The sequence below is a fragment of the Mycobacterium sp. AT1 genome (genome assembly GCF_002043095.1).
Taxonomy (GTDB): Bacteria; Actinomycetota; Actinomycetes; order Mycobacteriales; family Mycobacteriaceae; genus Mycobacterium.
In genome coordinates this window covers 1-26,040 of sequence record NZ_MVOC01000001.1, presented here as the reverse complement: position 1 = coordinate 26,040, position 26,040 = coordinate 1, and the positions used below count along the sequence as shown (strand labels likewise).

Here is a 26,040-nt window from a genome sequence, read left to right as displayed (position 1 = left end):
TGTTGCGGTGCGGATCGAGCGGATCGTCCTGTCACGCAGCGCCCCGGAGGCGCTGCGATGTCTGGCCGCAGCGACGACGCGCCTCGGCCTTCCGCCTCCCGCCGCTCTGACCGGTGACTGGTTCGGCGCCGGGGCGGTCGTCGCTCCGAGCGTCGCGATCGAACCCGTCCCCGCGACCGGCGTCTTCGACGTCGCGCAGCTGGCAGGCCACACGTCGCGTGGTGACGCCGTCGGCGGCGGCTGGATCGGTTACCTGTCCTATCCCGATGCCGGCCGCAACGGCGCCCGCCCACGCATCCCAGAGGCTGCGGGCGGCTGGACCGACGACGTCCTGCGCCTGGATGCCGATGGCAACTGGTGGTACGAAAGCCTTTCCGGGGCAGCAGCTCCCGGCTGGGTGGTCGACGCGTTGACCGTCGACCCCGTGCCGTCCGAATGTCACGTCGAGTGGGGCGTCGCCGACCGCGACGAGCACCAAGCGGGCGTCCTGGCCTGCCTGGACGCCATCACCGCCGGCGAGGTGTACCAGGCGTGTGTGTGCACGCAGATCGTCGGCAGGGTCACGGGCGAGCCGGTCGACTTCTTCGCCGAGGCCGTTGCGCGCACGGCGCCGGCGCGCGCGGCGTTCGTCTCCGGCGAATGGGGGGCCGTCGCATCCCTGTCCCCCGAGCTGTTCCTCAGCCGCGCCGACGGGACGGTGACGTCGAGCCCCATCAAGGGCACCCTGCCGCTTTCCGAATCACCCTCTGCCCTGCGGGATTCGGTCAAGGACGTGGCTGAGAACATCATGATCGTCGACCTCGTCCGCAACGATCTCGGCCGCGTCGCGGTCACCGGCTCGGTGTCGGTTCCCGAGTTGTTGGTGGTGCGTCGCGCCCCTGGGGTGTGGCATCTGGTGTCGACGGTGGCGGCCCGCGTCGAGGACGCCGTACCGATGTCCGCCATCTTGGCCGCGACGTTCCCGCCCGCGTCGGTGACTGGCACTCCGAAGGGTCGCGCGCGTCAGCTGCTCGACATTTGGGAGCCCGATCGTCGCGGAATCTATTGCGGGACGGTCGGTTTGGCCTCACCGGTGGCGGGAACCGAACTCAACGTCGCGATCCGCACCGTTGAGTTCGACGACGCGGGCGGCGCGGTGCTCGGCGTCGGCGGCGGCATCACGGCCGACTCGAATCCCGACGGAGAGTGGCAGGAGTGCCTGCACAAGGCGGCCCCGATCGTCGGGTCACTGGCGAGCGCGCAGCACCGCGTCATAGAGCTGACGCCGTGACGGCGCGCCTGGAGTCTCGGCGATCACCTCGGCGCACGCGTCCTTGACCCCGGCCCCCGCCTCGACCAACTCGTTGACCGCCGCCACCAGGGTGTCCAGATCCGCGCGTGGCTCGGCACCGGCCACCACGACGGTGATCTCGCCGAGCACGCCGTCGGCGGCCCAGGCGGCGAGCTCGGCGAGGGTGCCGCGCTTGACCTCCTCGTGGGTCTTGGTCAGCTCCCGGCAGACGACCGCAAGCCGGTCGGGGCCCAACCGGTCGACGGCGTCGTCGAGGCATTCGGCGAGTCGGCGGGGGGACTCGAAGAACACGCACGTGCGGCGTTCGCCGACGAGGGTTCCCAGCCACGTCAACCGCGCGGACTGCTTGCGCGGCGCGAAGCCCTCGAAGCAGAACCGATCCGACGGTAGGCCCGACACCGCCAGCGCGGTCGTCACCGCCGACGGACCGGGCAGGCAGCTGACCACGAGCCCGGCCGCCGCGCAGGCTGCGACCAACCGATACCCCGGATCGCTGATGAGCGGCATGCCTGCGTCGCTGACCACCAGCACCGTCGCCCCCGCGGTGATCTCCTCGACGAGCCACGGGACGCGAGCCGCCTCGTTCTGGTCGAAGAAGCTGACGACCTTGCCCGTTGGCACGACGTCGAGACTCGCTGCCAGCGTCCGGATGCGTCGGGTGTCCTCGGCTGCCACGACGTCGGCGCTGCCCAATGCCTCGACGAGGCGTGCGGAAGCGTCGCCAGCCTGGCCCAACGGCGTGGCGGCCAGTAGCAGTCGACCGGGTGTCACACCGAACAGAATACGATCGCTCACGTGACTGCCCCGCCCATGGAGACAGAGCAGCCGGTGCCGGTCATCAGCCCGGGCCCTCTGGCACCCGTCGGCGACTTCGGCCCGATGGACCGGATGCAGGGCTGGGCGATGACGTCGGTGATCATGGCGCTGGCCGCGCTGACCAGGTTCCTCAACCTGGGTTCGCCCACCGACGGCGGCACCCCGATCTTCGACGAGAAGCACTACGCGCCGCAGGCGTGGCAGATGTTGGGCAACCACGGTGTCGAGGACAACCCCGGTTACGGGCTGATCGTGCACCCTCCCGTCGGCAAGGAACTGCTGTCCCTCGGCGAGGCGCTGTTCGGCTATACCGGCCTGGGCTGGCGATTCTCCGGCGCGGTGTGCGGCGTCGTCCTGGTGGTGCTGGTGGCCCGCATCGTCCGAAGGATCACGCGGTCGACGCTGATCGGCGGCATCGCGGGCCTGCTGATCATCGCCGACGGCGTCAGCTTCGTGACGGCCCGCACGGCCCTACTGGACATCTTCTTGGTGGTGTTCGCGGTGGCGGCCTTCGGCGCGCTGATCGTCGACCGTGACCAGATGCGGGCCCGGATGCACAACGCCCTCTTCGAAGGCCGCATCGCGGAGACCCCGTGGGGCCCCCGCCTTGGCGTTCGGTGGTGGCGCTTCGGGGCGGGCGTGTTGCTGGGCCTGGCGACCGCGACCAAGTGGTCGGGCCTGTACTTCATCCTGTTCTTCGGGGTGATGACGTTGGCGTTCGACGTGAGCGCGCGGCGGCAATACCGTGTCCCGCGCCCGTGGCTGGGAACGCTGCGGCGGGACTTTGCCCCAGCCGTCTACGTCTTCGGTCTGATCCCGCTCGGGGTCTACCTCGCCTCGTATGCGCCGTGGTTCGCCTCGGAGACCGGCATCGACCGCCACGAGGAGGGCCAGTCGTTCGCCGAGGGCGGGCTGATGCCGGATGCGATCCGGTCGCTGTGGCACTTCACCTACGGCGCGTTCACGTTCCACTCCGGGTTGACGAATGCGGCGGGCAACCATCACCCGTGGGAGTCGAAGCCGTGGACGTGGCCGATGTCGCTGCGGCCGGTGTTGTACGCGATCGACCAGGACGGCGTGGCGGGGTGCGGCGCGCAGTCGTGCGTCAAGGCCGTGATGCTCGTCGGCACGCCGGCGATGTGGTTCATCGCGGTGCCGATTCTGGTGTGGGCGGCGTGGAAGTCGTTCGTCAAGCGTGACTGGCGTTATGCGGTGGCGCTGACCGGCTATTGCGCGGGTTTCCTGCCGTGGTTCGCCGACATCGACCGGCAGATGTACTTCTTCTACGCCGCGCCGATGGCGCCCTTCCTGGTGATGATGATCGCGCTGATCCTCGGCGACGTGCTGTACGCACCACGGCAGAACGCCGAGCGGAGAACGCTTGGCCTGCTCGTCGTGTGCTTCTACGTGGCGGCCGTGATCACGAACTTCGCGTGGATGTACCCGATCCTGACGGGTCTGCCGATCTCGCAGTCGACGTGGCACATGCAGATCTGGCTGCCCAGCTGGCGCTGAAACTGCCTCTAGGGTCGTGATTTCGAGTTATCCACAGCCCCTGGTGCAGTCTCGACGGATGGGCGCCGACATGTCGTAGTACGCCGTCACCATCGCGGCATGGAAGAGGTCTTCGTCGGCGGCGAGCGGTTGGCCACCGGGCGACTCACGCGGGGTCAGCTGCGCTGGAACTACGCGCCCCTCTTTCCCGGCGTGTACTCGCCAAAGTCGGCGGAAGCGTCGCTGCGGACGCGCACCGTCGGCGCCTGGCTGTGGTCTGGTCGCGAGGGCGTCGTCGCCGGCCGCGCCGCCGCGGCAATCCACGGAGCTCAATGGGTTTCCGCCGACACGCCGATCGAGGTGATCGCCAAACGGGACCGCTCGCCCACCGGAATCATCGCGCGCAACGAGCGGATCGATCCAGACGAAGTGACCACGGTCGGCGGGCTCCTCGTCACCACACCAGCACGCACCGCCGCAGACCTGGCAAGGCATCTCCCACCTGATCTGGCAGTCCGTCACCTTGATGCATTGGCAGTCGCGACCAATGTTCCTGCCGAGCACGCGCTCGCCCTTCTCGAGCGACATCCGCGCGCACGTGGCAGACGGCGAGCACCCGTGGCACTTGGTCTCGTGGATTCCGGAGGCCAATCGCCGAAGGAGACCTGGCTGCGACTTCTTTACGTAGATGCAGGCTTTCCGCGGCCGAGAACGCAGATAACGGTGAGCGACGGGTTCACCAAAGCGGTCCTCGACATGGGATGGGACGACGTTCTGGTGGCCGCCGACTACGACGGCTACCAGCATCTGACCGACCGCCGACGCTACGTCCACGACATCGGGCGCAACGAGATGGTGGCGCGTCAAGGTTGGTTCGACCTACACGTCGTCGCCGAGCACTCCCGCGCGTACGTCCTCCGGCGGACGGCGGATGCCTTCGCGCAACGCGGGCGGCCGTTGAGACTGCGCCCACGGTCGTGATTTCGGGCGGATCACGACCCTGGGCGCAGTCTCAACACAAACTACAGCGGGTCGCGGGCGACGGGGCAGGACATGCAGCGCGGACCACCGCGGCCGGTACCGAGCTCTGAGGCCGAGATGGGCAGCACCTCGATGCCCGAATCGGCTAGGCGGGCATTGGTTTCCGTGTTGCGCTCGTAGGCCACCACCACGCCCGGCGCCAGCGCCAGGGTGTTGTTGCCATCGTCCCATTGCTCGCGCTCGGCCGTCACCGGGTCCAAACCGGTGTCGATCACCCGCAACTTGCCGATCCCCATCGCATCGGCCGCCGCCTCGACGAACGGCGCCGCGCTGGCAATCGACACCCCGTCCGATTTCTGCCGAATGGTGAACGCCGACAACGAATCGACGATGTTTGGGTACATCACCACCGCGTCGACGTCGACCATCGTGCACACCGTGTCGAGGTGCATCTGCGCACGCTCCTGCGCGATCGGCACCGCCAGCACGGTATGGGCCAAACCGTCGTCGAACAGGCTGCGCGCCAACGCTTCCGCACCGGCTGGCGTCGTCCGCTCCCCCACGCCGACGGCGACCACGCCCGGCGCAAGCAGCAGGACGTCACCGCCCTCGACGGGGGCGGACCGCGACTCGTACGCCCGCCGCACGCCCAGGAATCGCGGGTGGTGTGCGTAGATCAGGTCGGTCAGCGACGTCTCCCGAATGCGCGCGGGCAGCGCCAGCGACGTGATGGCGACCCGCGGTCCGATCCAGAACGACGAGTCGCGGGTGAACAGCAAGTTCGGCAGCGGATCGATGACGAAGTCGGCGTCGTGGTGCATGCGCTGCACCAGCGACAGCTCTCCACCGAGGAAGGGCAGCTCGTTGAATGTCATGCCCGCCATCAGGATTCGCGCCAGCGGTTCGACGTCGAGCGTCCGCAGATAAGCCGAAAGTTCTTGCGCCAGCGGCAGTCCCAACCGCCGACTGTCCACGGCAGCGGAGATGCCCTGCATCCGCGCCGCGCCACTGGCCAGCGCCTCGGTCAGCAGATCCGCGAGCAGCAGCACCTCGACACCACGCGATCGAAGCAGCGCGGCAAACGTGTCGTGCTCCTCCTGCGCCCGCGCCACCCACGGCATCCCGTCGAAGAGCAACCGATCGTTGTTGCGCGGGGTGAGCCGCTGAAGTTCGGGTCCCGGCCGATGCAGGATGACGACCTTAAGCGGCCCTACCTCTGAATTCGCACCCAGCGTCGTGGCTGTCATGCGTAGCACCGTAACGCGAATCGTCACCCCAACTATGGTTTAGGTCATGGACGTGCTCGAGCTGACTCCCGGCGAGTTGAGCCATCGCAGCGGTGTGGCCGTGTCCGCACTGCACTTCTACGAGCGCGAAGGCCTCATCGTCAGCAGACGCACGTCGGGCAATCAACGCCGATACGCCCGCGAGACCCTGCGCCGGGTGGCGTTCATCCGGATGTCGCAGCGCCTCGGCATCCCGTTGGCCCGCATTCGAGAGGCACTCGCCACGCTGCCCACCGACCGCGTACCGACCAGCAAGGACTGGGGTCGCCTCTCCGCCGGTTGGCGCGCCGACCTCGACGAACGCATCCTCCATCTGCAACGCCTGCGCGACAACCTGACCGGCTGCATCGGCTGTGGCTGCATGAGCCTGAAGACCTGCCTGCTGTCCAACCCCGGCGACGTACTCGCCAACAGCGGACCCGGCGCCGCCAGACTGTAGATTCGAACGCCTGTGCGATAAACTGCGACGCGTGACTGGAATCGATCTCGCGATTCAGGATGCCCTGTTCGGTCACGACGAGCGGCGCGAGCTGAGTGACGGCGCGTGGGTCGACGTCCGAGCCGGGTGGCTCACCGGCGGCCACCAGCGCGTCGAGGACCTCTTCGACGACCTGGTGAGCGACATTCCCTGGCGATCCGAGCGGCGCCAGATGTACGACCGGGTGCTCGACGTGCCGCGTCTGGTCAGCTTTCACGACCTGACCTCCGAACCCGCCCCGCATCCCGAAATCGCGCGACTGCGCGTTCGGCTCAACGACATCTACGCCGGCGAACTCGGCGAACCGTTCACCTCGGCTGGGCTGTGTCTCTACCGCGACGGCAACGACAGCGTCGCCTGGCATGGCGACACCGTCGGCCGCAGCAGCACCGAGGACACCATGGTCGCCATCCTCAGCCTCGGCGCGACCCGGGTGCTGGCGTTGCGCCCCCGCTCCGGCGGCCGGTCGTTGCGACTGCCGCAGAGCCACGGCGATCTGCTGGTGATGGGCGGCTCCTGCCAACGCACGTGGGAGCACGCCGTGCCCAAGACCACCAAGCCAACGGGTCCCCGGATCAGCATCCAGTTCCGACCGCGGGACGTGCGTTAACCGCCGCGGACGGCCTTCACGGCCGCCGACAGCAGGTCGCGGGCGCGTTGCGTGTCGACCGGACTGACGGGCTTGTTCGGCTCGACCAGCGGATTGGCCGTGACGATCACCCTGAACGTCGAGAAGTCCGCGAGGTAGTTGTAGATCTCGCCCGTCGCGGGCTTTCCGTTGACCATGGTCTGCACGACGCGGTGGGTGCCCAGGGTGCGAACGCCGTCGATCGCGGGAGCCTCGACGACTTCGACGAGCCCCCGGACTCCGCCACCGGCGAAGGCCACCTTCTTGCAGGCGTCGCCGGGGTCGGGCGTCGTCAACGCCTCGGACGTCTCGACGGCGATCGCGATGAACCGGTTGCCGTCGCCCTCGGCGGTGGTCGCGGCCATGTTGCCCTTGAGTCCTGGGGGCAGGGTCGTGCCCTCGGCCACCTTCGCGCATTCCGGCGGGTCGAAGACCGTGCCCGGCGGAAGCGGTTGCTGCGCAAGCAGACGCGGGTCGATTCCCGTCGGCGCGACCGTGCTGACCTTGAACTCGGGCCCGAAATCCGACTTCACGTCGAGCACCCTTGCAATGTCGGCCTTCGACCCGTCCGCGGCCGGCTGGGCCGAGCACCCGGCCGACGCGGTCGCGACGGCGCAGCACACGAGGGTGGCGAGCAGCGTCCTGAACATCGGCGCCAATCTACCCGGCCGCCGACGTTCAGCTGCGAAGCGCCGCCACCGTCTTGACGAGCAGATCCGACGCGAAGCCCGGTCCGAGCGACGGAGCCGACGAGCCCGGGTCGGTGACCACCGTGACATAGGCGACGTGGTCACCGAGATAGGCGACGAATGTCTCGGCATGCGAATGGGTTTCGGTACCACCCTCGACGGTCGTGGTCGCGTCGGCGGACAACCCCAGCGTCTGCGCACCCTCGACCACCGGTGAGCCGACGACGGTGACGACCCCCGCGGTGTGACCCGCCGACAGGTTCCACGAGCCGCACCCTTCCAGCGAGGCCTGGTCAAGGCCCACCCCCGTGGCGGCCACCACCGCGTAGACGATGTTGCCGGGACCGGAGGCAGACCAGCCGTGCACGGGGCCGTCGCCGGCGGGATCACCCAGTTCGGCGCACGACGCCGGGTCGGCCGTCCACTGCGGACCAAGACCCCACAGCGCGATTGGCGCCACGCGGGCGGGCAGTGGCGTGAACTCGTAACCCGTTGGCAAATCCGAACGGACGCGCTCGACCCGCAACGGGTCTAGGCCAGTGCGCGCCACAGGCGAACTCGTCGCCTCGGTCGGCGCAGGCGCCTGCACGGGCGAGCAGGCCGCAACACACGCTGCGACCGCCAGCCATGACGCGAAGACGCGCATGAATCCTTGGTATCACGGCTACGCTGACGACTCACCCACATCGTGGGTGGACGCGCCGAGAGGATCCCCATGTGTACCCGAGTCTTGTGGAACGACAACGACATCGCCGTCCTCGCCGGCCGCTCCATGGACTGGCCCGAGTCGACTGAGCCGCTCCTGGTTGCCTTTCCCCGAGGTCGTGCGCGCGACGGCGGACTGATGGCCGGCCAGGCCGTCGTCGCCGAGAATCCGCTGCGCTGGACCAGCACTTACGCCAGCCTGGTGACCACCGTCTACGGCATCGGCTCGATCGACGGCCTCAACGAGCGCGGCCTTGCGGCGCACGGGCTCTATCTCAAGACGACCGAGCTGGGCCCACGAAAGCCCGAATTGCCCGGCCTACACACGGGGCTCTGGATTCAGTACCTGCTCGACCAGGCGGCGACGGTCTCCGAGGCGCTCGCGCTGATGGAGGACATTCAGCTGGTGATGGTCAGCGCACACGGATTCGACGCGACCATTCACGTCGCCGTCGAGGACGCCGGCGGAGATTCGGCCATCCTGGAATTCGCCGACGGCGAGCTCGTCGTCCACCACGGCCGCGAGTTCACCCTGATGACCAACGACCCGACCTACGACGAACAGTTGACTCTGCTTGCGGCGCAGGACTTCTCCCATCCGAGCAGAGACATGCCGCTGCCCGGCAACGTCAACGCCGTCGACAGGTTCCAGCGCGCCGCCTACTACTCGGCCTTGCTCCCCAAGCCGGTCGACGAGCGGCAGGCCGTCGCCAGCGTCATGGCAATCATGCGCAACGTCTCGGTTCCGTTCGGCGCGCCCTACGCCGAATTCGGCGTCTACAACACGGAGTACCGATCCGTCTGCGACCTGACGAATCGCCGATACTTCTTCGAGCTGACGACCAGCCCGAGCCTGATCTGGGTGGGCCTCGACGGTCTCGACCTCGCCGAGGACGCACCGGTGACGGCGGTCGACCCGTACGACGAGTCGTTGGCGGGCAACGTGACGCAGAGTTTCACGGCTCGCAACATCGGATTCTGACGAATCGACCCGTTTGACGTGTACCTTCAGTTCGTCGACGAACAGGGGATCAGATGAGAACTCACAGCACGGTCGCAGGTTCCGCAGCCACCCTGATCGCCTTGGGGCTGGCGCTCTCCGGGTGCGGTTCGGACTCCAAGACCGAGGCCACCTCGTCGTCCTCCTCGTCGTCGAGCAGCTCGGCAAGCAGCAGCGCCGCCACCAGCAGTGCCGCACCGACGGCGACTCAGGCCGGCGCCAACCCGACCATCGCCGACTACATCAAGGAGAACGGGATCACCGAGACTCCCGTCAAGCGTGGCGATCCCGGCACGCCGACAGTCGACCTGCCGACCCCGGAGGGATGGGCCGACGCGGGCCCCAAGACCCCGCCGGGCGCGTACGGTGCCATCGTCTTCGCCGACCCTTCGGTGGCCGCCAATCCGCCGACGATCGTCGCGGTGATGTCGAGGCTGACCGGCAACGTGGACCCCGCCGAAATCTTCAAGCTCGCGCCGGGCGAGCTGCAGAATCTTCCCGGATACGAGAGTGCCGGCGACGGTGGTGACGCCAAACTGGGCGGGTTCGACGCGTACCAGATCGGCGCGACGTACGTGCAGGACGGCACCAAGAAGCTCATCGCGCAGAAGACGGTGATCATCCCGGCCGCGGACAAGAACGGGATCTTCGTCCTACAGCTCAACGCCAGCGGCACCGAGGACCAGATCAACCCGCTGATGGACGCCACGTCAAAGATCGACGAACAAACCAAGATCACGCCTTAGCACCATGACCTCGGCGCAGCATCCGCATCCCAGCGAACCCGCGCCGCCGCAGCGCGGGCTGACCCGCGAGGAACGCGGCCGCGACGTCAGCGAGGCTCAGGCCGAGGCGGAGGCGCAGAAGTCGAGGTGGCAGCAGTTCCTCCACATGATGAGTCCGCGCCTCGTCTGGTCGATGGCCGAGGGCTACCCGGTGGTGCTCAAGCAGTTCATCCAGTTCTGCCTGATCCTCATCTACCCGGCGTGGGTGTTCGCGGTCCTGGTCGGCGGGCTGTTCCAGCTCGCCTTCTACGTGACCGTCTACCCGCTGCTGTGGCTGCTGTTCTGGCCGGTGCGCGCGCACCAGAAGAAGAACCACCCGGAGGAGTACGCCGCGAACCGCGCGAAGTACGCGAACAAGAAGTGGTACCAGACATAGAGATTGGGACGTAGTGGGACTCTTCGATCGCTCAGGCGACGCATCGGTCGTCGTCACCCCGACCGTCGTCACCCCACGCCAGACGGTTGAGGTGGCGATCACCACCGACAAGCCGATTCGCAAGGTCCGGTCCGCCCGCCTCGACTGGGGTTACACCAACTTCTACCAGTACCACTGGGCCGGTCGCGTCGACTCAGCGGCAGCCACAGGCAACGACACGATCTGGACGGCCGACCAGGTCGGCACCAACTACGGCGGGGACCGCGACACCGACGACTGGGTGAGTGTCATAGTCGAGGAGTTGCCCGTTGCCGCAAGCGAATTCACCGGCGCGTCGTCGTCGTTTCGCATCCCGTCCTGGGCACCCGCGTCGTCACCGGCGATCGCGCGCTGGGAGTGCCGACTCACCGTCGACCGCGAGGGTCCAGACGTCGAGACCCGCGGTGAGTTCACCGTGCGGATCGGCACCGCGGACGTCGAGTCGTATCTCGAACCGCTCGAACACGTCTCGGGTGCCGCCGAAACCGTCGTCGACGTCTCCTTGTCGAAGCCGGTGTGGCGAGCCGGGGAGACCGTCACCGGCCACGTGACCCTGACACCCACCGTCGACCTGCCCGACGGCGACCTCGCCGTGTCGTGGCAGCGCGAGCGCGAGTCCCACCCGCTGACCCGCACACCCGGCCCCGGCGGCCAGTTGGACGGTCGAATCGTTCAGCTGGACAAGCGAGTTCAGTTGCGGGCCGGCACACCGGTGGAGTTTGCGTTCGAGGTCGAGCTCCCCGACGACGCGCCGCCGACGGCGGCAGCGGTGCACTCCTCTGTCAACTGGTACGTCCAGGCCCGGCTGACGTACGAGGGCTTCAACGGGCACGTGATGGAACGGGTGCGCCGACCGATCACCGTGGTCAACGCGCCCTAGGCGTCACGCCCGAGAGATCGCCGACGCCTCCGACACCTGCTCCGCTGTCGGCCGCACCCCGGTGTAGCGCTCGAACTGCTCGGCGGCCTGCAGGGCGATCACCTCGGCGCCCGTCACCACGTGCACCCCTGCGGCCCGAGCGGCCTCGATCAGCGGCGTCTCCGACGGCAACGCCACCACGTCGAAGACCGTCTTGGCGTGCACGATCGTGGATTCGTCGAACGCCTTCTCGGAGGACTCCGGCGCCCCGGCCATCCCGATCGGGGTGACGTTGACGATGACGTCAGCGACGTGGGCGCCGACCTCCGCTGCGTAGTCGTAGCCGAGCCGATCGGCCAGCGCGCGGCCGCTCTCGGCGTTGCGGGCGATCACGATGCCCGAGCCGAAGCCGTGGTCGCGGAACGCCGCGCCGACCGCGCTGGCCATGCCGCCGCTGCCGCGGATCAACACCCGCCCGCTGGCGTCGAGCCCGTGTTCGTCGATGAGCCGCTGCACGGCGAGGTAGTCGGTGTTGGACGCCCGTAGGTATCCGTCGTCGTTGACGATGGTGTTGACCGAGTGAATCGCCTGCGCCGATGGCTCGACGTCGTCGACCAGCGCGATGACGTCTTCCTTGAACGGCATCGAGACCGAGCATCCACGGATGCCAAGCGCCCGGACGCCCCCGATGGCGGCGGCGATGTCGGTCGTGGTGAACGCCTTGTAGATGAAGTCGAGACCAAGGACTTCGTAGAGGTGGTTGTGAAATCGGGTACCGATGTTGCTGGGACGAGCTGCCAGCGAGATGCAGAGCTTGGTGTCCTTGTTCAGCGGCGGCCGCCCCATCAGCCGACCGCCCGAATCACTTGCCGGGCCGCGGCCCGGATGTCCCGGTACAGCTCCGCAGAGATCGACAGGTCGCGCATCACCGGGACGTCGAAGTCGGTGGTGACCACGCCCATGTCGTCGCGGTGCCATTGCGCGCCGTATCGGTTGAGAATCGCTCGCATCGGAAGATTGTCCGCCAGAACCCTCGCGGTGAACCGCCTTATGCCCTCGCTCCGCGCGGCGACCACGATCGCCTCCATCAGGAAGCTGCCGATGCCGCGACCCTGATAGTCGTCGCCCACGATGAAGGCGATCTCGGCGGCGGTCTGGGTGTCGTCGCGGACATATCTGGCGTCGGCCACGATGGGCGCGTCGACTGCCTTGCCGTCGGTGAGGACCCAGACGAAGTGGTCGACGTAGTCGACCTCGAACAGGTAGGCCATGAGCGACGCGGTCGGCGTCCTCGTCGTCTGAAAGCGCCGGTAGAAGGTCTCACTGGAGAATTGAACGGGTCCGTGCACGGTGCGCTCGTTGTCGCCGGGCAGCACCGGCCGCAGGAACAGCTCCGTGCCGTCACGCAGGGTCACCGGGATCGGCGTGACGTAGGTGGCGAGGCGCTGGCGCGCCGTGCGGACCAGCTTCTCCATCATCCGGGGAACGTCCAGGATGGCGGCGATCGCCTCGCGGCCGCCCACCCATCCGGTCAGCTCCTCGACGACCGTCACCGTCGCCGACCTCGGCGCGTCGCGCAGCAGGGCGATCTCGCCGACGATCAGCCCTGGCGTCACGTCGACCTCGATGACGTCGCCGTCGGCTCCGAGATGCGAGATCCGCGCCCTGCCCGAGCCGATCAGCAGAAATGAGTCGGCGTGCTCGCCCTGACGCATCAACACCTGTCCAGGTGGTGCGGCAAGCGGTTGCAGTTGGCTGGCCAGCGGCCCGAGATTCTCGGCGGGACAGCCCGCAAAGAACGTCAGAGCAGCCAATTCGTCGGCGCTCACGGTCCGTGATCCCGCCACGTCGACGACGTTACGTGACTCTCGGCGGAGAGTCAGCCGATTCAGACGCCGTCCATTGGTGGGCCGTTCAAGTTGCTGACCTGCTTGTGCGCGACGGCCGTGGCGACGGCCTTGCCATCGCGCAGAACGCCGACGATGGACACCTCGTCGTCGACGGAGAACGACGTGGCCGCACCGCCGATGGCGCTGCCAGCCGCGGTGATCGCGTTGGTCTCCGGGGTGATGGCGTAGGTGCGGGCGAAACCGTCGGTGCTCTCCGCGGTCACGGAGGTTTCCGTGACGGCCACCAAACGGCCCTCCTGGCTGACGGGCTGCTGCGGGGCGGCCGCCGTGACCCGGGCGCCCTGCTGTGCGGGGGTGCTGCCGTCGATCACGTGCACGGCCAGCGCCGCCACGATCGCGACGAATGCCACTGCCAACGATGCGACGACCACGATGGTGTTCGCCGACGATCGACTGCGGTCCTGCTTGAGGTGTCTGGGGGCCATGGTCTGGCTCTCACTTTCCCTTGGCTGCCGACGGGTTACCCCCGACGTTCGCCGGCAAAACCCGCATCCACAGCGGGATGACCACCCAGAACGCGGTGAACCCGGCCAACGCGACTCCGCCCGTACCAGGGCGAGAATTGCCCACTCGGAAGCCCGATAAACATGGGAAAACCACAGGAAAGCACCATTGTTTCCACTGGTCAGTCGGTACTACTGTCAAGTTCAGGTTGAATTGACAGCCCCACACGTCACCGGCGCCCGGCAGGGTCCTCCCCCCTTGGCATAAGTCACAGACGCGCGCACAACAGTGGAGGTTCCCCGTGTCCCTAGCTACCGGCTTTCCCACCGACGAACCCGCCCTGCCTCGCGAACGCGTCCGGTTCGCCACCACGACTTCCGCACGCGCCTCGGTGATGATCGTGACTGCAGACGGCGAGCTCGACGCCGCCAACGCACTGTCCCTCGGGAAGCACGTCGAGGGTGAACTGGAGAGCGCCAGCCGCCTGGTCGTCGACCTCCGCGGACTCGAATTCTTTGGTGTTCAAGGGTTTTCGATATTGCATCGCATCAACGTGATGTGTTCGCGATACTCGGTCAACTGGGTGGTGCTGGCAGGCACGGAGGTCGACCGGGTGCTACGGGTGTGCGACCCCGACGGCGGGCTCCCCGTCGCCAACTCGATGGAGGCCGCCGTCGCCACCGTCACGCGGCCGCCGCGCAGCCACCTCCGACTGGTGACGAGCCGCTAACTCTGAGCCACCGCACCGGGGACCCCGGTGCTGACGGCGACCGACTGGGTCGCCCCCTTGCGCAGTACGTCGACGACCACGTCGTCGTCGCGGTAGCGTGCCATCGCCGTCAGGTCGGCGGTCTCGCCGATCATGGCATTCGCCTGGTCCCCCGAGAGGGGATAGTCGGCGACGGCGTGCCGCCAGTGCGCGGCGACGACGGTCGCGCCCGGCGCCAGCAGCGCGCATTCTCGATCCAGCACACGGCGCAGCGTCGGCCCGGACAGGTAGTAGGCCACCTCCGAGATCACCACCAAGTCGACGTCGGCGCCCGGCCACGGCGAGTCGAGTGACGACCGGACGAGGGTGAGATCGGGCCGTTCCCCAATGCGACCCCTCGTGGTGTCGAGCGCCGCCTGGGCCACGTCGTATGACGTGACGTGGTCGCAGCGCTCGAGAAGCCGCTCGGTCAGCATGCCGATGGAGCAGCCGGGCTCGAACGCGTGCCGGTACCGCTGGTCGGGCAACATCGCCATGGTGATCGAGTACTTGCGCTGCTCGTACCAACGCTCGGCCATCCGCCACGGATCAGCCGAGGCGGCGTAGACGTCGTCGAAGTACCCGTCGGGTAGCCGGTCCATCACCGAATGACCGCCTCTCCAACGGCGAACAACCGCTGCAGCACGAACGGTGGCAGCACCACGTCCATTCCGGCCTCGTACGGCACGAGCTGTGACTCGAAGGCCGCAGCGGCGCGCCGCTTCCGCGCCGTGGCCGCCCTGTCGTAGGGCGCAGCCGACATGCGGTGCCACGGCACCGCCGCGTCACCGGGTTTCGCCCAATGCCACATCCACACCGGAAATTCCAGGAGTTCGGCGTCAGCGCCTGCCACCGCTGCGGCGGCACTGCGGCCGACGGCTTCGTGATCGGGGTGGCCGTCGCCACGCCAGGTGGCCGCACACCAGGTACCGGACGGGCCCGCCGCGACGATGTCGGTGAGCATCGCGGTCAGCTCGGCTTCCCGGTGGGCCAGTTCGCCGTCGGGCAGCCCGAGGGCGACCGGCTCACCGAGGCCGAGAACCGTTGTCGCGGAATGTAGTTCGGCACGGCGATCGCGCTCCAACCACCGTCTTTCCATGGGCGACAACCCGGGAACCGAGCCGCCGCCGTCGGTGACCGACACCACGGTGACGTCGACGCCACGCGACCGGAGCAAGGACGCGGTCGCGCCGAACCCGAGCGTCTCGTCGTCGGGATGGGGCGCCACGACAACCAGCGCCGGGCAGTCGGAGAGATCGAGGGTGGGGAGCGCACCGACCCACTCGCGCCAGTCCGCCGCGGGCGTGCCGCCCCCTGCGATGGGCTGCGCCGCGAATCGAAACCCGTTGCCAGGAACCATGGAGGTCACTTGGCCGCCAGCTTCCCGAGCGCTGCGAGATCCCGTTCCGCGTGACTCTGGCGGACGTAGACGGTGAGGTCCGCGACCCTCTTGGCATGCCTGGCGTCGAGCACCAACGGGCCAGGTCCAAGCGCCCGGCCGGTGCGGACGATGGCCTCGTCGACCGCCGATTCGACGACGGCGCGCACCCTCCGCGCGATGAGTTCGGCACGGTCGCCGCGAGGTTCGGAGTCGACGTACCGCGCTGCCGAGACGAGCATGGCCTCCGCGGCGGCGAGCGCCGCGTCGACGGCGCCGAGGTGTGCGCGTGCGTGCTCGTCGGGGGCCTTGCCGTCGTGTTCGGTGGCCACCGCTCGATACAGCGGAGCGGCCACCCCCCGGGCGCCTCCTAGCCAGCAGGCTGCAACCCCAATTGCGCCGTGCCAGAACCCCGGTCGGGACAGGTACTCGCCAGGGCGTCCGACGGGCACGCCCACCGCTCCGTTGAGTCGCACCGACCTGGTGTCCGACTCGTGCATGCCGACGTTGTTCCATTCGTCGGGAAGGGGTTCCACCTCGTCCTGGCCGAGGTCGACGGCGTAGAGGCCGCGTGCGTTGTCGCCGCAGCGAGCGGTGATCAGGGCGTCGGTGCAGATTCCCGCACCCGAACACCATGCCTTCGTGCCGTCGAGCAGCACCCGACCGTCGGCGTCGTCGCGTGCCGTGACGACGGCGTGCGGCGCCTCGGCGGCCCAGACTCCCCACAGTCGCCCGGCTTCGGGACTCGGCCCGCCGAGCTCGGCCAAGATCGCGAGCGCATCGGCGTGCGCCTCGGCCAATCTGCCTGCCACGACGTCGTTCTCGGTCAGGGCGGCCAGCTTCCACCATCGTGTTCCCGTGCGGCCGGAACCCGGCGCGGGAAGGTCGAGTTCGCCGGCGTCGAGCCAACGCCGGACCAGCGCGACCGTCACGCCGCACCGTCGCGTCGAGACATCGACTTGAGGTGGTTCGCGAAACCGCGCGGCGCCCGGCCCTCGCGTCGCGCCGACGTCACCACGGAGAGGCCGACGTCGCGGTGGATTCGGTGTCCGCACCGCTCGAACCGTCGCACCAGGTCGACGTCCTCGTCGGACACCAGTGTCGCGAAACCGCCCGTCTTCCAGTACGCGTCGGCTCGGAAACCCATGTTGGCCCCGTGGACGTGGTCGTGTCCGCCGCCGCTGCGCCGCAACTTCGCGCGGTAGGCGGTCAGGTACCGTCGCACCGACGAAGCGGAGAAGTGCCGCCAATTGGTCACGCGCACGACGCCGAGCACCATGTCGGCTTCGGCGCTCATTTGGCGGACCAACCAGTCCGCGTCGACCTGGCTGTCCGCGTCGGTGGTCGCATACCAGATCCGGGACTCGTCACCCGAGGCAACGCCGCATACCGTTCGCGCGTAGGCGAAGCCCGCGGCACGCGAGGCCCCGACGTTCTTCGCCTCGACCTCGACGAAGTGCACGTCGTCGCCGAATCCTCCGGCCAGCGAGGCACTCTCGTCGGTACAGGAGTCGAGGACGACGACGGTCAGCACCGGTACCGGCGCGCAGGCCGCGGCGGTGACGACGGCCTTGAGACAGCGTGGCAGTTTCTCTGCTTCGTCGTGGGCGGGGATGACTACCACCGCACTGTCGAAGGTCACCGAGATTCGCCTAGCACTGATCTTCGCCAGGTGCTACCCATAAACAGTCCTCTCATCGGCGAAGGTGGCGCGCAGGCAATTGCCTGCTGCGCCACCTTGACCGACTACCCGACCAGCCTCTTCTAAAACTCGGCTTCTACAGGTGCGGGGCTTCCTTGATCTTGGTGTCTTCCTTGCCCGCGGTCTGGCAGAAGGTCTGCACCGAGAGCTTCGTTCCGGTGATTTCGAGCTGCGCCGCGTCGGTGCCCTTTTCGTCCTTGAGCATCTTCGACACGGCCGTCTGCTGGTCTGCGTCGTTGGCCGACATGTAGTCCTTGCAGGACGTGTCACCGCCCTCGACCTTCGCGCCGCAGCCGCTCAGCACGACGCCCAACGTCATGCTCGCCGCTGCCAGACCCGTCATCGCCTTCATGCGCATCAAGTGAAAATCCTCCCGCAAAGTTTGCCGTGGACCGGCATTGTCCCCTTGCATGTGCCCGGTCGGCGGTGCCGTGAAACGTCTCGCTGGTTGGACGGCACCGATCGGGGTACTCGTCGGGGGCACCGAGGAGGTACGACGATGTCCGGACGACACCGCACAGACGATCAGGATCCCGGGAACGAATCGGGTAGCGAGCCCGACGTCGACGACGATGCGCACGTCGCGACTTCGCGCGCAGACCGGCACGGCGGTGGCAACTACGTCGGCGAGCAGAGTTCGGACGACGACTTCGACGCAGGCGAGACGGGCGCCGAAGCGAGAGCGCAGGACTGACGGCGCTCGCATGAACACCGAGCTACGCAACGGCACGCGCACGACCGTCAACTGGATACTGGCAATCCTCACCGCGCCGGCAGCGTTGGCCGTCGTCGTCTACTCCTACCTGCAGGTGCTGGGCACCGCGGGCTGCAGTGCCGGGGAGTGCACCGAGTTCGGACCCAACGAGACGGTCTTCGGCCTCATCGAATACGGCACCCCCGCGGTAGCCGCAGTGGCAGTGGCACTTTCATTCGTCACCGCGCGACGCCGGTACGGGATAGTCGTACCGGCCGTCGCGTGGATCGTCATCGCCGCTGCCGCCGTCGTGCTGTTCACGACGTTCTGAGCCTTACGCGGCGTCGACGGTAGCCGGCGTTCGGCTGTCGATTCCCTGACGGCGAAGGTCTGCGACGACCAGCTGCCGCAGCCGTCGGCCCGCGTCGAACTGCTTGCCGGGCAAGGTGCGCGCGACCATTCGCAGCTTGACCTCGTCGACCCCGATGCTCTCGACGCCCATCAGGGATGGCTTGTCCAGCAGCAAAGTAGGCAAGAGGTCGTCCTCCATGGCCTTGTCCGACACACCCTTGAGCACCTCGTTGACCCGGTTGAGATCCGCCGACGCCGGCACCGGGATGTCCACCACCGCTCGGGCCCAATCCTTGGACAGGTTGAGCGACTTCACGATCTGACCGTTGGGCACGGTGAACATCTCGCCGTCGCTGGTCCGAAGTTTGGTGACGCGCAGGGTGACGTCTTCGACGGTGCCCACCGCCTCGTTGCTCGCCCCGATGGTCAACTGGACGAGATCACCGAAGCCGTACTGCTTCTCGGTGATGATGAAGAAACCACTGAGAAGGTCCTGGACGATCCGTTGGGCGCCGAAACCGAGGGCAGCACCGAGCACGGCGGCCGGGGCAACCAGCGACCCGATCGGAAGTCCGAGGGTGTTGATCACGTCGACCGACACCACCACGTAGAGAACGGCGATCGCCACCGAGGAGATCACCGAGGCCAGGGCTTGGCGGTGTTTGACCGCTTCGGACTGGACGGTGGCGTCCGAGTCGTCACTTGCGGCCAGGCGCCTGCTGATTCGCCCCGCGACGTGGCGGATGATCCTGGTGGCGATGATCGTGGCGACGATCACGAGCACGATGTGCAAGCCGTTGGTGGCGATCCATCGGCCGAAGTTCGACGACCAGAGGCCGTCCCACGCCGTGGCGAACTCGAATGCGTTGTAAGTAATAGTCATAAGCGAACGTCACCGGATCAGAGGTCCCCTCGCGCCGGGTCAACCCGACCTCTACTCCGTGATGTCGTCATCCCTTCACGATTGCCGTTGATTGTCGTTGCCGCCCGGCCGCTCGCCGCTCGCGGCAGCCCATGGCGCGTACATCCCCCGCCACGGCTTCCCGCCTCGCGGCCGAATGAAACACGTCGTTTCACGAGGGTGGGCCTGGGAACCCGTGATGCATGTCCACACCTGCGATCCTGTTCGACATCGATGGAACCCTGGTCGACTCCAACTATCTCCACGTGCACGCCTGGCAACGGGCGTTCGCCGAGGTCGGGGTCGACGTGGAGTCGTGGCGCATCCACCGCGGCATCGGCATGGACGGCTCCTCGTTGCTCGAGGAGTTGATGCCGGAGGACTCGAGCAGCGAGGACACCAAGGACCGCGCCAAGGATCTGCACTCCCGCTTCTATCAGGAGACCGCGCACCTGCTGAAGCCGCTTCCCGGAGCCCGTCGGCTACTGGACCTGGTCGCCGCCACCGGATTGCAGGTGGTGCTCGCGACGTCGGCGCCGGAGGACGAGTTGAAGCTGTTGCGCAAGGTGCTCGACCAGGACGAGATCGTCTCGGCCGTCACGTCGTCGGGCGACGTGGACACCGCCAAGCCGAGACCCGACATCGTCGAGGTCGCGCTGCAACGCGCGGGCGTGGGAGCCGACCGCGCCGTCTTCGTCGGAGACTCGATCTGGGACATTCGCGCAGCAGCGAGGGCGGGCGTCGAGTGCATCGGCGTCGAGAGTGGCGGCGTCGACCGGCTGCGACTGCAGGACGAGGGCGCGGTGGCCGTCTACCGCAATCCGCGCGATCTGGCCGACCAGTTCGAGGACTCACCGATCGGCCGTCTCGCCGCCGGAGTGTCGACCGGCCGCTGAGGCGTCGCTCCTCAGCGGTGTCACCCACCGGAAGCGTTGCCAGGCGTCGACCGCGGCGCGGCGCAGCGGCGTGGAAGGATGACCGCGTGAGCGTGCTCGAAAGGAACAACGTGACGTTCGCCGGGCCCGAGTCGGGGACGACGGTGATGCTGGCCCACGGGTTCGGATGCGACCAAAATCTCTGGCGTCTGGTTGCGGCACGTCTCGAGGATCGGTTCCGCCTCGTCCTGTTCGACCACGTCGGATCGGGACTGTCCGATCCGCACGCGTGGGACGCCGAGCGGTATTCGTCGCTGCACGCGTACGCCGACGACATCCTCGACATCGTCGACGAGCTCGATCTGACCGACGTGGTCTTCGTCGGTCATTCCGTTGCCGCGATGATGGGCGTGCTCGCCGTCGCGAAGGATCCCACCCGCTTCGCCAAGCTGGTGCTGCTGACGCCGTCGCCCTGCTACCTCGACCACGACGGGTACGTCGGCGGATTCTCCCGCGCCGACGTCGACGAACTGCTCGATTCGATGGAGAGCAACTACCTGGGCTGGTCGCGCACGATGGCTCCGAAGGTCATGGGCACCCCGGACCGGCCAGAGCTCGAGGACGAGCTCACCGAGTCGTTTTGCCGCAACGACCCCGCAAAGGCGCGGGTGTTCGCCCGGACGACCTTCCTGTCGGACAACCGCGCCGACCTGCCGCGGGTCGGAATTCCGTCTCGCGTCGTCGAGTGTCTTCACGACACCTTGGCGCCACGCACCGTCGGCGCGTACACCCACGAGCACATCGCCGGCAGCGACCTCGTCACGATCGACGCGACCGGCCACTGCCCGCAGCTCAGCGCTCCCGACGCGACGGCGGCGGCCATCGCCGCGTTCGCGGCACCGGCGTGACGGCGGACCTCGACGCGCTGCGCGACGCGTTCGACAACGCGCCGTGCGGTTACGTCATCACCACGCCCGACGGCGAGATCCGGGCCGTCAACGAGACGCTTTCGGCGTGGCTGGGGCGGGACCACGACGCACTGATCGGCACCCCCTTCACGCGGTTGCTCACCGCCGGTGGCCGCATCCACTACGAAACCCACTTTGCGCCAATGCTGTTGACGTCCGGCGTACTCAGCGGCGTCGCGGTCGACCTCGTCGCCTCCGACGGCAGGCGGCTTCCCGTCCTGCTCACCGCGAACGTCAAGTCAGACGCCCAAGGACGTCCCCAACTGGTCCGCATCGTCGCCGACGACGCCGCCGACCGGCGCTCCTACGAGCGCGAACTCCTGGCCGAGCGCAGACGCGCCGAGGATGAGCGCAGCCGCGCAGTGAGTTTCGCCGAGACGCTGCAACGCTCGCTTCTCCCGCCGTCGCTGTCCCCGCCTCCCGGCCTGGAGGCAGCCGCCCACTACTACAGCCCATCGGCCGGTGAGGTCGGCGGCGACTTCTACGACCTGTTCCCGCTGTCCAGGGAGAGGTACGGCTTCTTCCTGGGCGACGTGTGCGGAAAGGGCGTCGCCGCAGCCACGTTGACGTCGTTGACCAGATACACCCTGCGGGCCGCCGCCGTCGGCGACGACCATCCGGTCGGGGTGCTGCACACCCTCGACAGCGTCCTGAAACAGGACTCCCATGCCGGCCGCGGCTGGTTCTGCACCGTACTGTTCGGCGTGATCACCAGGGGTGCAGACGGTTTCGACGTGGAGTTGGCCACAGGAGGCCATCCCCCTCCGCTGCTCCTTCGGCGTGACGGCAGTGCAGACTACGTGCCGACCGACGGAGGCCAGGCCGTTGGGCTGTTCGCCCAGCCGACGTTCTCCGCGACGCGGATCGCGCTGTCGCCCGGCGACACCCTGCTCGCCTACTCCGACGGCTTCACCGAGGCGCGTACCGGTGCCGGGTCGCGGTACGACGACGACGGCGAACTTCTGCGCTTCGCCGCGGCACACTCCCCCACCGACGCAGGCGGAATCGTGGCGGCCATGCGGACCCTGATCGAGGATCTGGGCACCGGGGTGGAGGACGACGCCGCAACGCTTGCGCTCAGCGTCGCCGAAAACCGTTAGGACAGTTCGAAGTTCATCGTCACCGTGGTGCCCGTCGAGGTGCCGTCGAGAAAGACGTCGCCGCTGACCGCCCGCATCAGCGGCACCCCGCGGCCGCGGGTCCGCGGGTTGGCGTCGGGTAGCTTCCACGAGCCGAAGTCGGTGATGCGGATCGAGATCCCACGGCCCTTCGCCTCGGCGCACACCACCATGCGTCCCGGCGTCGCCCCGCGGTAGGCGTGTTCGATGCTGTTGGTGCACGCCTCGTTCACGACGAGCACGATGTCGCCGCCGAGGTCGTCGGGAATGCCGGTGGCCCGCAGCCAACCGGCGATCTGGGCCCTGATGCCGCTCAGCTGGTCGGGCGTCGCCAGCACGTCGATCTCCAACGGCGCTGGCGGTCTGCGGTACACCACGATCGCAACGTCGTCGTCGAAGCCGTCCTTCGGAACCATCCGTTGCAGCATCGCGTCCGCGACTGCGTCCGCCGATGATTCGATCGTCTCGGCAAGCACCTCACCGGCCCGCCGAATGCCGTTGTCGACCAGCTCTTCTCGGCGCTCGACCAGTCCGTCGGTGTACAGCATCAAGGTGGATCCCGGCGCGAGGAACGTCACCGCCTCCGGCCGAGGACCCGCCTTCTGGACCGCCAGCGGAACCGACGTGGCGCCGGTCAGACGCTCCGGTGACCCTCCTGGCACGGCGAGCAGAGCCGGAATGTGTCCCGCGCTGCTGTAGGCCATCTGCCCGGTGTCCACGTCGACGATTCCGACGAAGACGGTCGTGCAATACGCGCCCGCGATGAGAGCCGCCGCGGAATCCAATTCGTCGAGCAGCCGCCCGGGGCTGGCGCCGTTGACGAGCAACACCCGTGCCGAGCTCCTGAGCTGCCCCATCACCGCCGCCGCCGACAAGCCGCTGCCTACGCAGTCACCGACGACGATGCCGATCTGACGGTCGCCGACCGCGAGCACGTCGTACCAGTCGCCGCCGATCTCGAGCGGAGACGCCGCTGGCTCGTATCGGACTGCGAAGCCGACCGGCGGTTTCGTCGTCGGCATCATCGTCCGCTGCAGAGTCGACGACGCCTCCCTGGCGATCTCGAACTGGCGAACGTGCTGGACGGCCAGGCTCAGATGACCGACCAGGGTGGTGACGAGAAGCCGGTCGTCGTCACCGATGACGCGGGGCTCGGCGTTCTCCAGCCACAGCGCGGTCGAGCCGACGCCCGAGAGCATTGCCATGATGCCCAGCCACGGGCCCGACGGGCCTGCCGTCCCGATCGCCTGAACCGACAACGGCGGCCAGTCTCGCGTCTCGGTGAACCTCGCCTGCAGGAACGGGTCGAGGTCGCCCCAGGAAATCGGCTCCGGCGATCCGGCGACCTGCACCTCGGGGTCGGCTCCCGACTTGGTCCACATCACGGCGACGACCCGGCTCAGGTCGATCGCCGCCCGGAGCTCCTCGAGCACGATGTCGAGCACCTCGGCGACGCTGGTCGCGATCCCGACGGCCGTCGCCAATCGCACGACGGCACTCTCGCGGGCCGCCGACGCCTTGGCCGCCGTGACGTCGCGGATGGTGCCGACGTACGCGTCACCGTCGGCGCCCCCTGCGGTGACCGAGTTGATGCTCACCGCGGCCCAGGTGAGGCGGCCGTCTGACTGCCGGATCTGCGTCTCGGCCTGCATGCTGCCCTGCTTGACCAGCAGGGCGAGCCGCTTGGCTGCCTCGTCCTGGTCGACCAGCCAGGGGTACGGCCAGCGATAGGGCAGCCCCTCTTCCCCGCAGCCGGTGATGACTTCGAACGCCTCGTTGACCCCGACGATGGTGCCGTCGCGGTCGACTACGAAGAACCCCTCCTGCAGGGAGTTCACCAGCGCGGCGCGAAACGCGTCGCGGTCCTCGAGGTCGTCGGCCCTTGCGCGTTGCTCCTCGTATCGCTCGACACCGTCGGCAAACCCGCGGGAGGCGACGTCGAACGCGGCCAGGGTCTTCTTGAGGAAGTTCACGGCAGCCGAACGGGACGCCGCAGGCAGCTCCTCGGTGAGTTGGAAGTGGCAGTCGACGATCTCGACCACGCCGACGCGGGCGTCCAACGCTTCACGGCCGATCTCCCCGGCCGCGGCGAGGCCGGCCTCGCCGCCGGCGTCAAGGTGCCGTCGAAGCGCCGCGGGATAGCGCTGGTGGAAGGGGAGAGCCGCCATCAGCTCGCGACTCCGTCATCGGAAGGATCATCCGCAACGAGTGCTTGGGCATCGTCAGTCACGCGATCCGTCACGCGCGTGTGTTCCCCCAAAACGCGATTTGCAATCGCCACCGTGGGTATGAGGACGACCCCTTGTCTAGGGATGAATGCTGGTGATGCGGCGGGTCCATCTTCTCGCGCCGCACCCCTCTCGGCGAGTCGCCGATCTTGACATTAACCTTAAGCATGACGCGCTCGCCGCCGACTGGTTTAAAGTCCAGCGGAGCTGGGTGCGGACACTAAGATCGACGAAGTTCACTAGGGAGGGATGGCCGTTGTCGACAGCCGATGCGATCTCGACTTCGGTCGAGCGGCGGGACGGGGCCACCGTGTTGATGGTGGACGGAGTGGTGGATCTCGCCACCTCACCCGCCTTGGAGGAGCTGCTCACCGAGCTGCTCGACGAGCGTCCCGACGCCCTGATCATCGATTTGACCGCAGTGTCCTTCCTTGCCTCCGTTGGTCTGCGGATTCTCGCGGAGACCCACGAAAGAGCGGGAGGGACCGGCAAATTCGCGGTGGTGGCCAGCGGTCCGGCGACGGCGCGACCCATCCAGCTGACCAAGCTCGACGAGTTCTTGGCTCTCTATCAGACCGCCGACGAGGCCCTCGCCGCCCTTGGAACCCAGCCGTAGACGTTCAGAACTGGCACGACGGTACTGTCGGATGACTGTCAAGCAGCGGCAGCCCCGTGATGCGACGTTCGAAGGATGTGGTTGCCGGTGGGGGCTCCATCCGACCCTGATCCAACGGCTGGGGCTGGCGTAGGCGCCCAGACCCGCCCCCTGTCGGTCCTGCTGGTTGAGGACGACCGGGGAGACGCCCTGCTGGTCGAGGAACTCGTCGTGGACGCGGACATCGACATCCGGTTGGCCTGGGCTCCGTCGATGGCCGACGCCGAGGTCGAACTGGCCAAGCTGCGGCCGGACTGCATCCTGCTCGACCTGAACCTTCCCGACGCGAACGGCATCGCGGCGCTCGACCGGGTGACCAAGTGCGACCCCACCATCCCGATCGTGGTGCTCACCGGGCTCAACGACGAGCACTTCGGCGTGTCGGCCCTCGCGTCCGGCGCGCAGGACTACCTCGTCAAGGGTCGCGTCGAAGCCGAGATGCTGCGGCGTGCCCTGCTCTATGCGATCGAACGCAAGCGCGCCGAGATCACCTCGGCGGATCTGCGGTCCAGCCAGCTCAGAGCGCAGGAGAACTCCCGCCTCGAGCGCGGCCTGCTGCCGTCGCCGCTGCTCCTCGACCAACCGGGCGTCGAGATCGTGGCCAAGTACCGCCCCAGCCGCGCCAACGCGCTGCTCGGCGG

32 protein-coding genes are annotated in these 26,040 nt (G+C 68.0%); 17 read left to right on the top strand and 15 right to left on the bottom strand.

What is annotated here, in order from left to right; all coding sequences use genetic code 11:
• Positions 1-7: 7 nt before the first annotated feature.
• Positions 8-1,270, top strand: coding sequence for an aminodeoxychorismate synthase component I (locus B1790_RS00155; protein ID WP_079921112.1), 1,263 nt, complete (start codon positions 8-10; stop codon positions 1,268-1,270).
• Here B1790_RS00155 and rsmI read toward each other — a convergent pair.
• Complete coding sequence (gene rsmI / locus B1790_RS00150; RefSeq protein ID WP_079921111.1) at positions 1,226-2,062, bottom strand: 16S rRNA (cytidine(1402)-2'-O)-methyltransferase; 837 nt, start codon at positions 2,060-2,062, stop codon at positions 1,226-1,228. The two genes, B1790_RS00155 and rsmI, sit on opposite strands and share 45 nt — an antisense overlap.
• A gap of 39 nt (positions 2,063-2,101) precedes the next feature.
• Here rsmI and B1790_RS00145 point away from each other — a divergent pair, with 39 nt between their 5' ends.
• Together B1790_RS00145 and B1790_RS00140 are read left to right on the top strand one after the other, a co-directional pair.
• Positions 2,102-3,622: a dolichyl-phosphate-mannose--protein mannosyltransferase gene (locus B1790_RS00145; protein ID WP_198951865.1), complete on the top strand. Its 1,521-nt coding sequence runs from the start codon at positions 2,102-2,104 to the stop codon at positions 3,620-3,622.
• 99 nt (positions 3,623-3,721) lie between these two features.
• Complete coding sequence (locus B1790_RS00140; RefSeq protein WP_079921109.1) at positions 3,722-4,582, top strand: hypothetical protein; 861 nt, start codon at positions 3,722-3,724, stop codon at positions 4,580-4,582.
• Between the two features lie 41 nt (positions 4,583-4,623).
• Here the strand turns inward: B1790_RS00140 and arcA are convergent, their stop codons facing one another.
• Positions 4,624-5,829 (bottom strand): arginine deiminase, encoded by a 1,206-nt coding sequence (arcA, locus tag B1790_RS00135; protein WP_056558809.1) that lies wholly within the window; start codon positions 5,827-5,829, stop codon positions 4,624-4,626.
• Between the two features lie 46 nt (positions 5,830-5,875).
• Here arcA and soxR point away from each other — a divergent pair, with 46 nt between their 5' ends.
• Positions 5,876-6,307 carry a redox-sensitive transcriptional activator SoxR gene (gene soxR, locus B1790_RS00130; RefSeq protein WP_056558806.1) on the top strand — a complete coding sequence of 144 codons (432 nt, stop codon included), beginning with the start codon at positions 5,876-5,878 and terminating at the stop codon, positions 6,305-6,307.
• A 40-nt stretch (positions 6,308-6,347) separates the two neighbouring features.
• Positions 6,348-6,956 (top strand): alpha-ketoglutarate-dependent dioxygenase AlkB, encoded by a 609-nt coding sequence (locus B1790_RS00125; RefSeq protein ID WP_198951864.1) that lies wholly within the window; start codon positions 6,348-6,350, stop codon positions 6,954-6,956.
• Here B1790_RS00125 and B1790_RS00120 read toward each other — a convergent pair.
• Positions 6,953-7,624: a DUF5642 family protein gene (locus B1790_RS00120; protein WP_142270936.1), complete on the bottom strand. Its 672-nt coding sequence runs from the start codon at positions 7,622-7,624 to the stop codon at positions 6,953-6,955. The two genes, B1790_RS00125 and B1790_RS00120, sit on opposite strands and share 4 nt — an antisense overlap.
• A gap of 28 nt (positions 7,625-7,652) precedes the next feature.
• Positions 7,653-8,309: a DUF5642 family protein gene (locus B1790_RS00115; RefSeq protein ID WP_079921106.1), complete on the bottom strand. Its 657-nt coding sequence runs from the start codon at positions 8,307-8,309 to the stop codon at positions 7,653-7,655.
• Positions 8,310-8,378: 69 nt separating this feature from the next.
• Between B1790_RS00115 and B1790_RS00110 the strand changes: the two genes are divergently transcribed.
• The 4 genes from B1790_RS00110 to B1790_RS00095 are packed head-to-tail and all read left to right on the top strand — an operon-like array spanning position 8,379 to position 11,448.
• On the top strand, positions 8,379-9,350 hold the full coding sequence (locus tag B1790_RS00110) for a linear amide C-N hydrolase (protein WP_079921105.1): 972 nt from the start codon (positions 8,379-8,381) through the stop codon (positions 9,348-9,350).
• 53 nt (positions 9,351-9,403) lie between these two features.
• Entirely contained in the window at positions 9,404-10,114 is a 711-nt protein-coding gene (locus tag B1790_RS00105) for an LpqN/LpqT family lipoprotein (protein WP_079921104.1), read from the top strand.
• Between the two features lie 4 nt (positions 10,115-10,118).
• A complete protein-coding gene (locus B1790_RS00100) occupies positions 10,119-10,529 on the top strand; it encodes a hypothetical protein (protein WP_079921103.1) in 411 nt (136 codons plus the stop codon).
• A 13-nt stretch (positions 10,530-10,542) separates the two neighbouring features.
• A complete protein-coding gene (locus B1790_RS00095) occupies positions 10,543-11,448 on the top strand; it encodes a hypothetical protein (protein ID WP_079921102.1) in 906 nt (301 codons plus the stop codon).
• A 3-nt stretch (positions 11,449-11,451) separates the two neighbouring features.
• Here the strand turns inward: B1790_RS00095 and B1790_RS00090 are convergent, their stop codons facing one another.
• The 4 genes from B1790_RS00090 to B1790_RS35580 are packed head-to-tail and all read right to left on the bottom strand — an operon-like array spanning position 11,452 to position 13,907.
• A complete protein-coding gene (locus B1790_RS00090; RefSeq protein WP_079921101.1) occupies positions 11,452-12,273 on the bottom strand; it encodes a shikimate 5-dehydrogenase in 822 nt (273 codons plus the stop codon).
• On the bottom strand, positions 12,273-13,274 hold the full coding sequence (locus tag B1790_RS00085) for a GNAT family N-acetyltransferase (RefSeq protein ID WP_079921100.1): 1,002 nt from the start codon (positions 13,272-13,274) through the stop codon (positions 12,273-12,275). The genes B1790_RS00090 and B1790_RS00085 overlap by 1 nt, the downstream gene beginning before the upstream one ends.
• 41 nt (positions 13,275-13,315) lie before the next feature.
• Positions 13,316-13,762, bottom strand: a complete 447-nt coding sequence (locus B1790_RS00080) for a hypothetical protein (protein ID WP_079921099.1) — start codon at positions 13,760-13,762, stop codon at positions 13,316-13,318.
• A 10-nt stretch (positions 13,763-13,772) separates the two neighbouring features.
• Positions 13,773-13,907: a hypothetical protein gene (locus B1790_RS35580; RefSeq protein ID WP_255407231.1), complete on the bottom strand. Its 135-nt coding sequence runs from the start codon at positions 13,905-13,907 to the stop codon at positions 13,773-13,775.
• A 175-nt stretch (positions 13,908-14,082) separates the two neighbouring features.
• Between B1790_RS35580 and B1790_RS00075 the strand changes: the two genes are divergently transcribed.
• The gene (locus B1790_RS00075; RefSeq protein ID WP_079921098.1) at positions 14,083-14,511 is read left to right on the top strand and encodes an STAS domain-containing protein; all 429 of its coding nucleotides are present in this window, start codon (positions 14,083-14,085) and stop codon (positions 14,509-14,511) included.
• Here the strand turns inward: B1790_RS00075 and B1790_RS00070 are convergent.
• The 5 genes from B1790_RS00070 to B1790_RS00050 all read right to left on the bottom strand — a co-directional run bounded on the left by B1790_RS00070 (position 14,508) and on the right by B1790_RS00050 (position 17,967).
• Positions 14,508-15,131: an SAM-dependent methyltransferase gene (locus tag B1790_RS00070; RefSeq protein WP_079921097.1), complete on the bottom strand. Its 624-nt coding sequence runs from the start codon at positions 15,129-15,131 to the stop codon at positions 14,508-14,510. The genes B1790_RS00075 and B1790_RS00070 overlap by 4 nt on opposite strands.
• Positions 15,131-15,898: a PIG-L deacetylase family protein gene (locus B1790_RS00065; RefSeq protein ID WP_079921096.1), complete on the bottom strand. Its 768-nt coding sequence runs from the start codon at positions 15,896-15,898 to the stop codon at positions 15,131-15,133. Before B1790_RS00065 ends, B1790_RS00070 begins: the two co-directional genes overlap by 1 nt.
• Positions 15,895-16,839, bottom strand: coding sequence for an acyl-CoA/acyl-ACP dehydrogenase (locus B1790_RS00060; RefSeq protein WP_079921095.1), 945 nt, complete (start codon positions 16,837-16,839; stop codon positions 15,895-15,897). The genes B1790_RS00065 and B1790_RS00060 overlap by 4 nt, the downstream gene beginning before the upstream one ends.
• Positions 16,836-17,549 carry a glycosyltransferase family 2 protein gene (locus B1790_RS00055; RefSeq protein WP_233164853.1) on the bottom strand — a complete coding sequence of 238 codons (714 nt, stop codon included), beginning with the start codon at positions 17,547-17,549 and terminating at the stop codon, positions 16,836-16,838. The genes B1790_RS00060 and B1790_RS00055 overlap by 4 nt, the downstream gene beginning before the upstream one ends.
• Positions 17,550-17,685: 136 nt before the next feature.
• Positions 17,686-17,967 carry a hypothetical protein gene (locus tag B1790_RS00050; RefSeq protein ID WP_369832260.1) on the bottom strand — a complete coding sequence of 94 codons (282 nt, stop codon included), beginning with the start codon at positions 17,965-17,967 and terminating at the stop codon, positions 17,686-17,688.
• A 141-nt stretch (positions 17,968-18,108) separates the two neighbouring features.
• On the opposite strand from B1790_RS00050, the gene B1790_RS00045 reads away from it, so the two are divergent.
• Complete coding sequence (locus B1790_RS00045; RefSeq protein ID WP_079921092.1) at positions 18,109-18,303, top strand: hypothetical protein; 195 nt, start codon at positions 18,109-18,111, stop codon at positions 18,301-18,303.
• Between the two features lie 10 nt (positions 18,304-18,313).
• On the top strand, positions 18,314-18,634 hold the full coding sequence (locus B1790_RS00040; protein ID WP_079921091.1) for a hypothetical protein: 321 nt from the start codon (positions 18,314-18,316) through the stop codon (positions 18,632-18,634).
• Positions 18,635-18,637: 3 nt separating this feature from the next.
• Here the strand turns inward: B1790_RS00040 and B1790_RS00035 are convergent, their stop codons facing one another.
• Positions 18,638-19,537 carry a mechanosensitive ion channel family protein gene (locus B1790_RS00035; RefSeq protein ID WP_079921090.1) on the bottom strand — a complete coding sequence of 300 codons (900 nt, stop codon included), beginning with the start codon at positions 19,535-19,537 and terminating at the stop codon, positions 18,638-18,640.
• Between the two features lie 221 nt (positions 19,538-19,758).
• Between B1790_RS00035 and B1790_RS00030 the strand changes: the two genes are divergently transcribed.
• The 3 genes from B1790_RS00030 to B1790_RS34920 all read left to right on the top strand — a co-directional run bounded on the left by B1790_RS00030 (position 19,759) and on the right by B1790_RS34920 (position 22,498).
• Positions 19,759-20,451 carry an HAD family hydrolase gene (locus B1790_RS00030; protein WP_079921089.1) on the top strand — a complete coding sequence of 231 codons (693 nt, stop codon included), beginning with the start codon at positions 19,759-19,761 and terminating at the stop codon, positions 20,449-20,451.
• A gap of 86 nt (positions 20,452-20,537) precedes the next feature.
• Positions 20,538-21,338 (top strand): alpha/beta fold hydrolase, encoded by an 801-nt coding sequence (locus B1790_RS34925; protein WP_079921088.1) that lies wholly within the window; start codon positions 20,538-20,540, stop codon positions 21,336-21,338.
• Positions 21,335-22,498 carry a PP2C family protein-serine/threonine phosphatase gene (locus B1790_RS34920; RefSeq protein WP_079921087.1) on the top strand — a complete coding sequence of 388 codons (1,164 nt, stop codon included), beginning with the start codon at positions 21,335-21,337 and terminating at the stop codon, positions 22,496-22,498. The genes B1790_RS34925 and B1790_RS34920 overlap by 4 nt, the downstream gene beginning before the upstream one ends.
• Here B1790_RS34920 and B1790_RS00015 read toward each other — a convergent pair.
• On the bottom strand, positions 22,495-24,684 hold the full coding sequence (locus tag B1790_RS00015; RefSeq protein ID WP_079921086.1) for a SpoIIE family protein phosphatase: 2,190 nt from the start codon (positions 24,682-24,684) through the stop codon (positions 22,495-22,497). The two genes, B1790_RS34920 and B1790_RS00015, sit on opposite strands and share 4 nt — an antisense overlap.
• Positions 24,685-25,000: 316 nt before the next feature.
• Between B1790_RS00015 and B1790_RS00010 the strand changes: the two genes are divergently transcribed.
• Positions 25,001-25,360 carry an STAS domain-containing protein gene (locus B1790_RS00010; protein WP_079921122.1) on the top strand — a complete coding sequence of 120 codons (360 nt, stop codon included), beginning with the start codon at positions 25,001-25,003 and terminating at the stop codon, positions 25,358-25,360.
• A 150-nt stretch (positions 25,361-25,510) separates the two neighbouring features.
• On the top strand, positions 25,511-26,040 hold a 530-nt coding region (locus B1790_RS00005; RefSeq protein ID WP_233164854.1), incomplete at its 3' end, for a response regulator.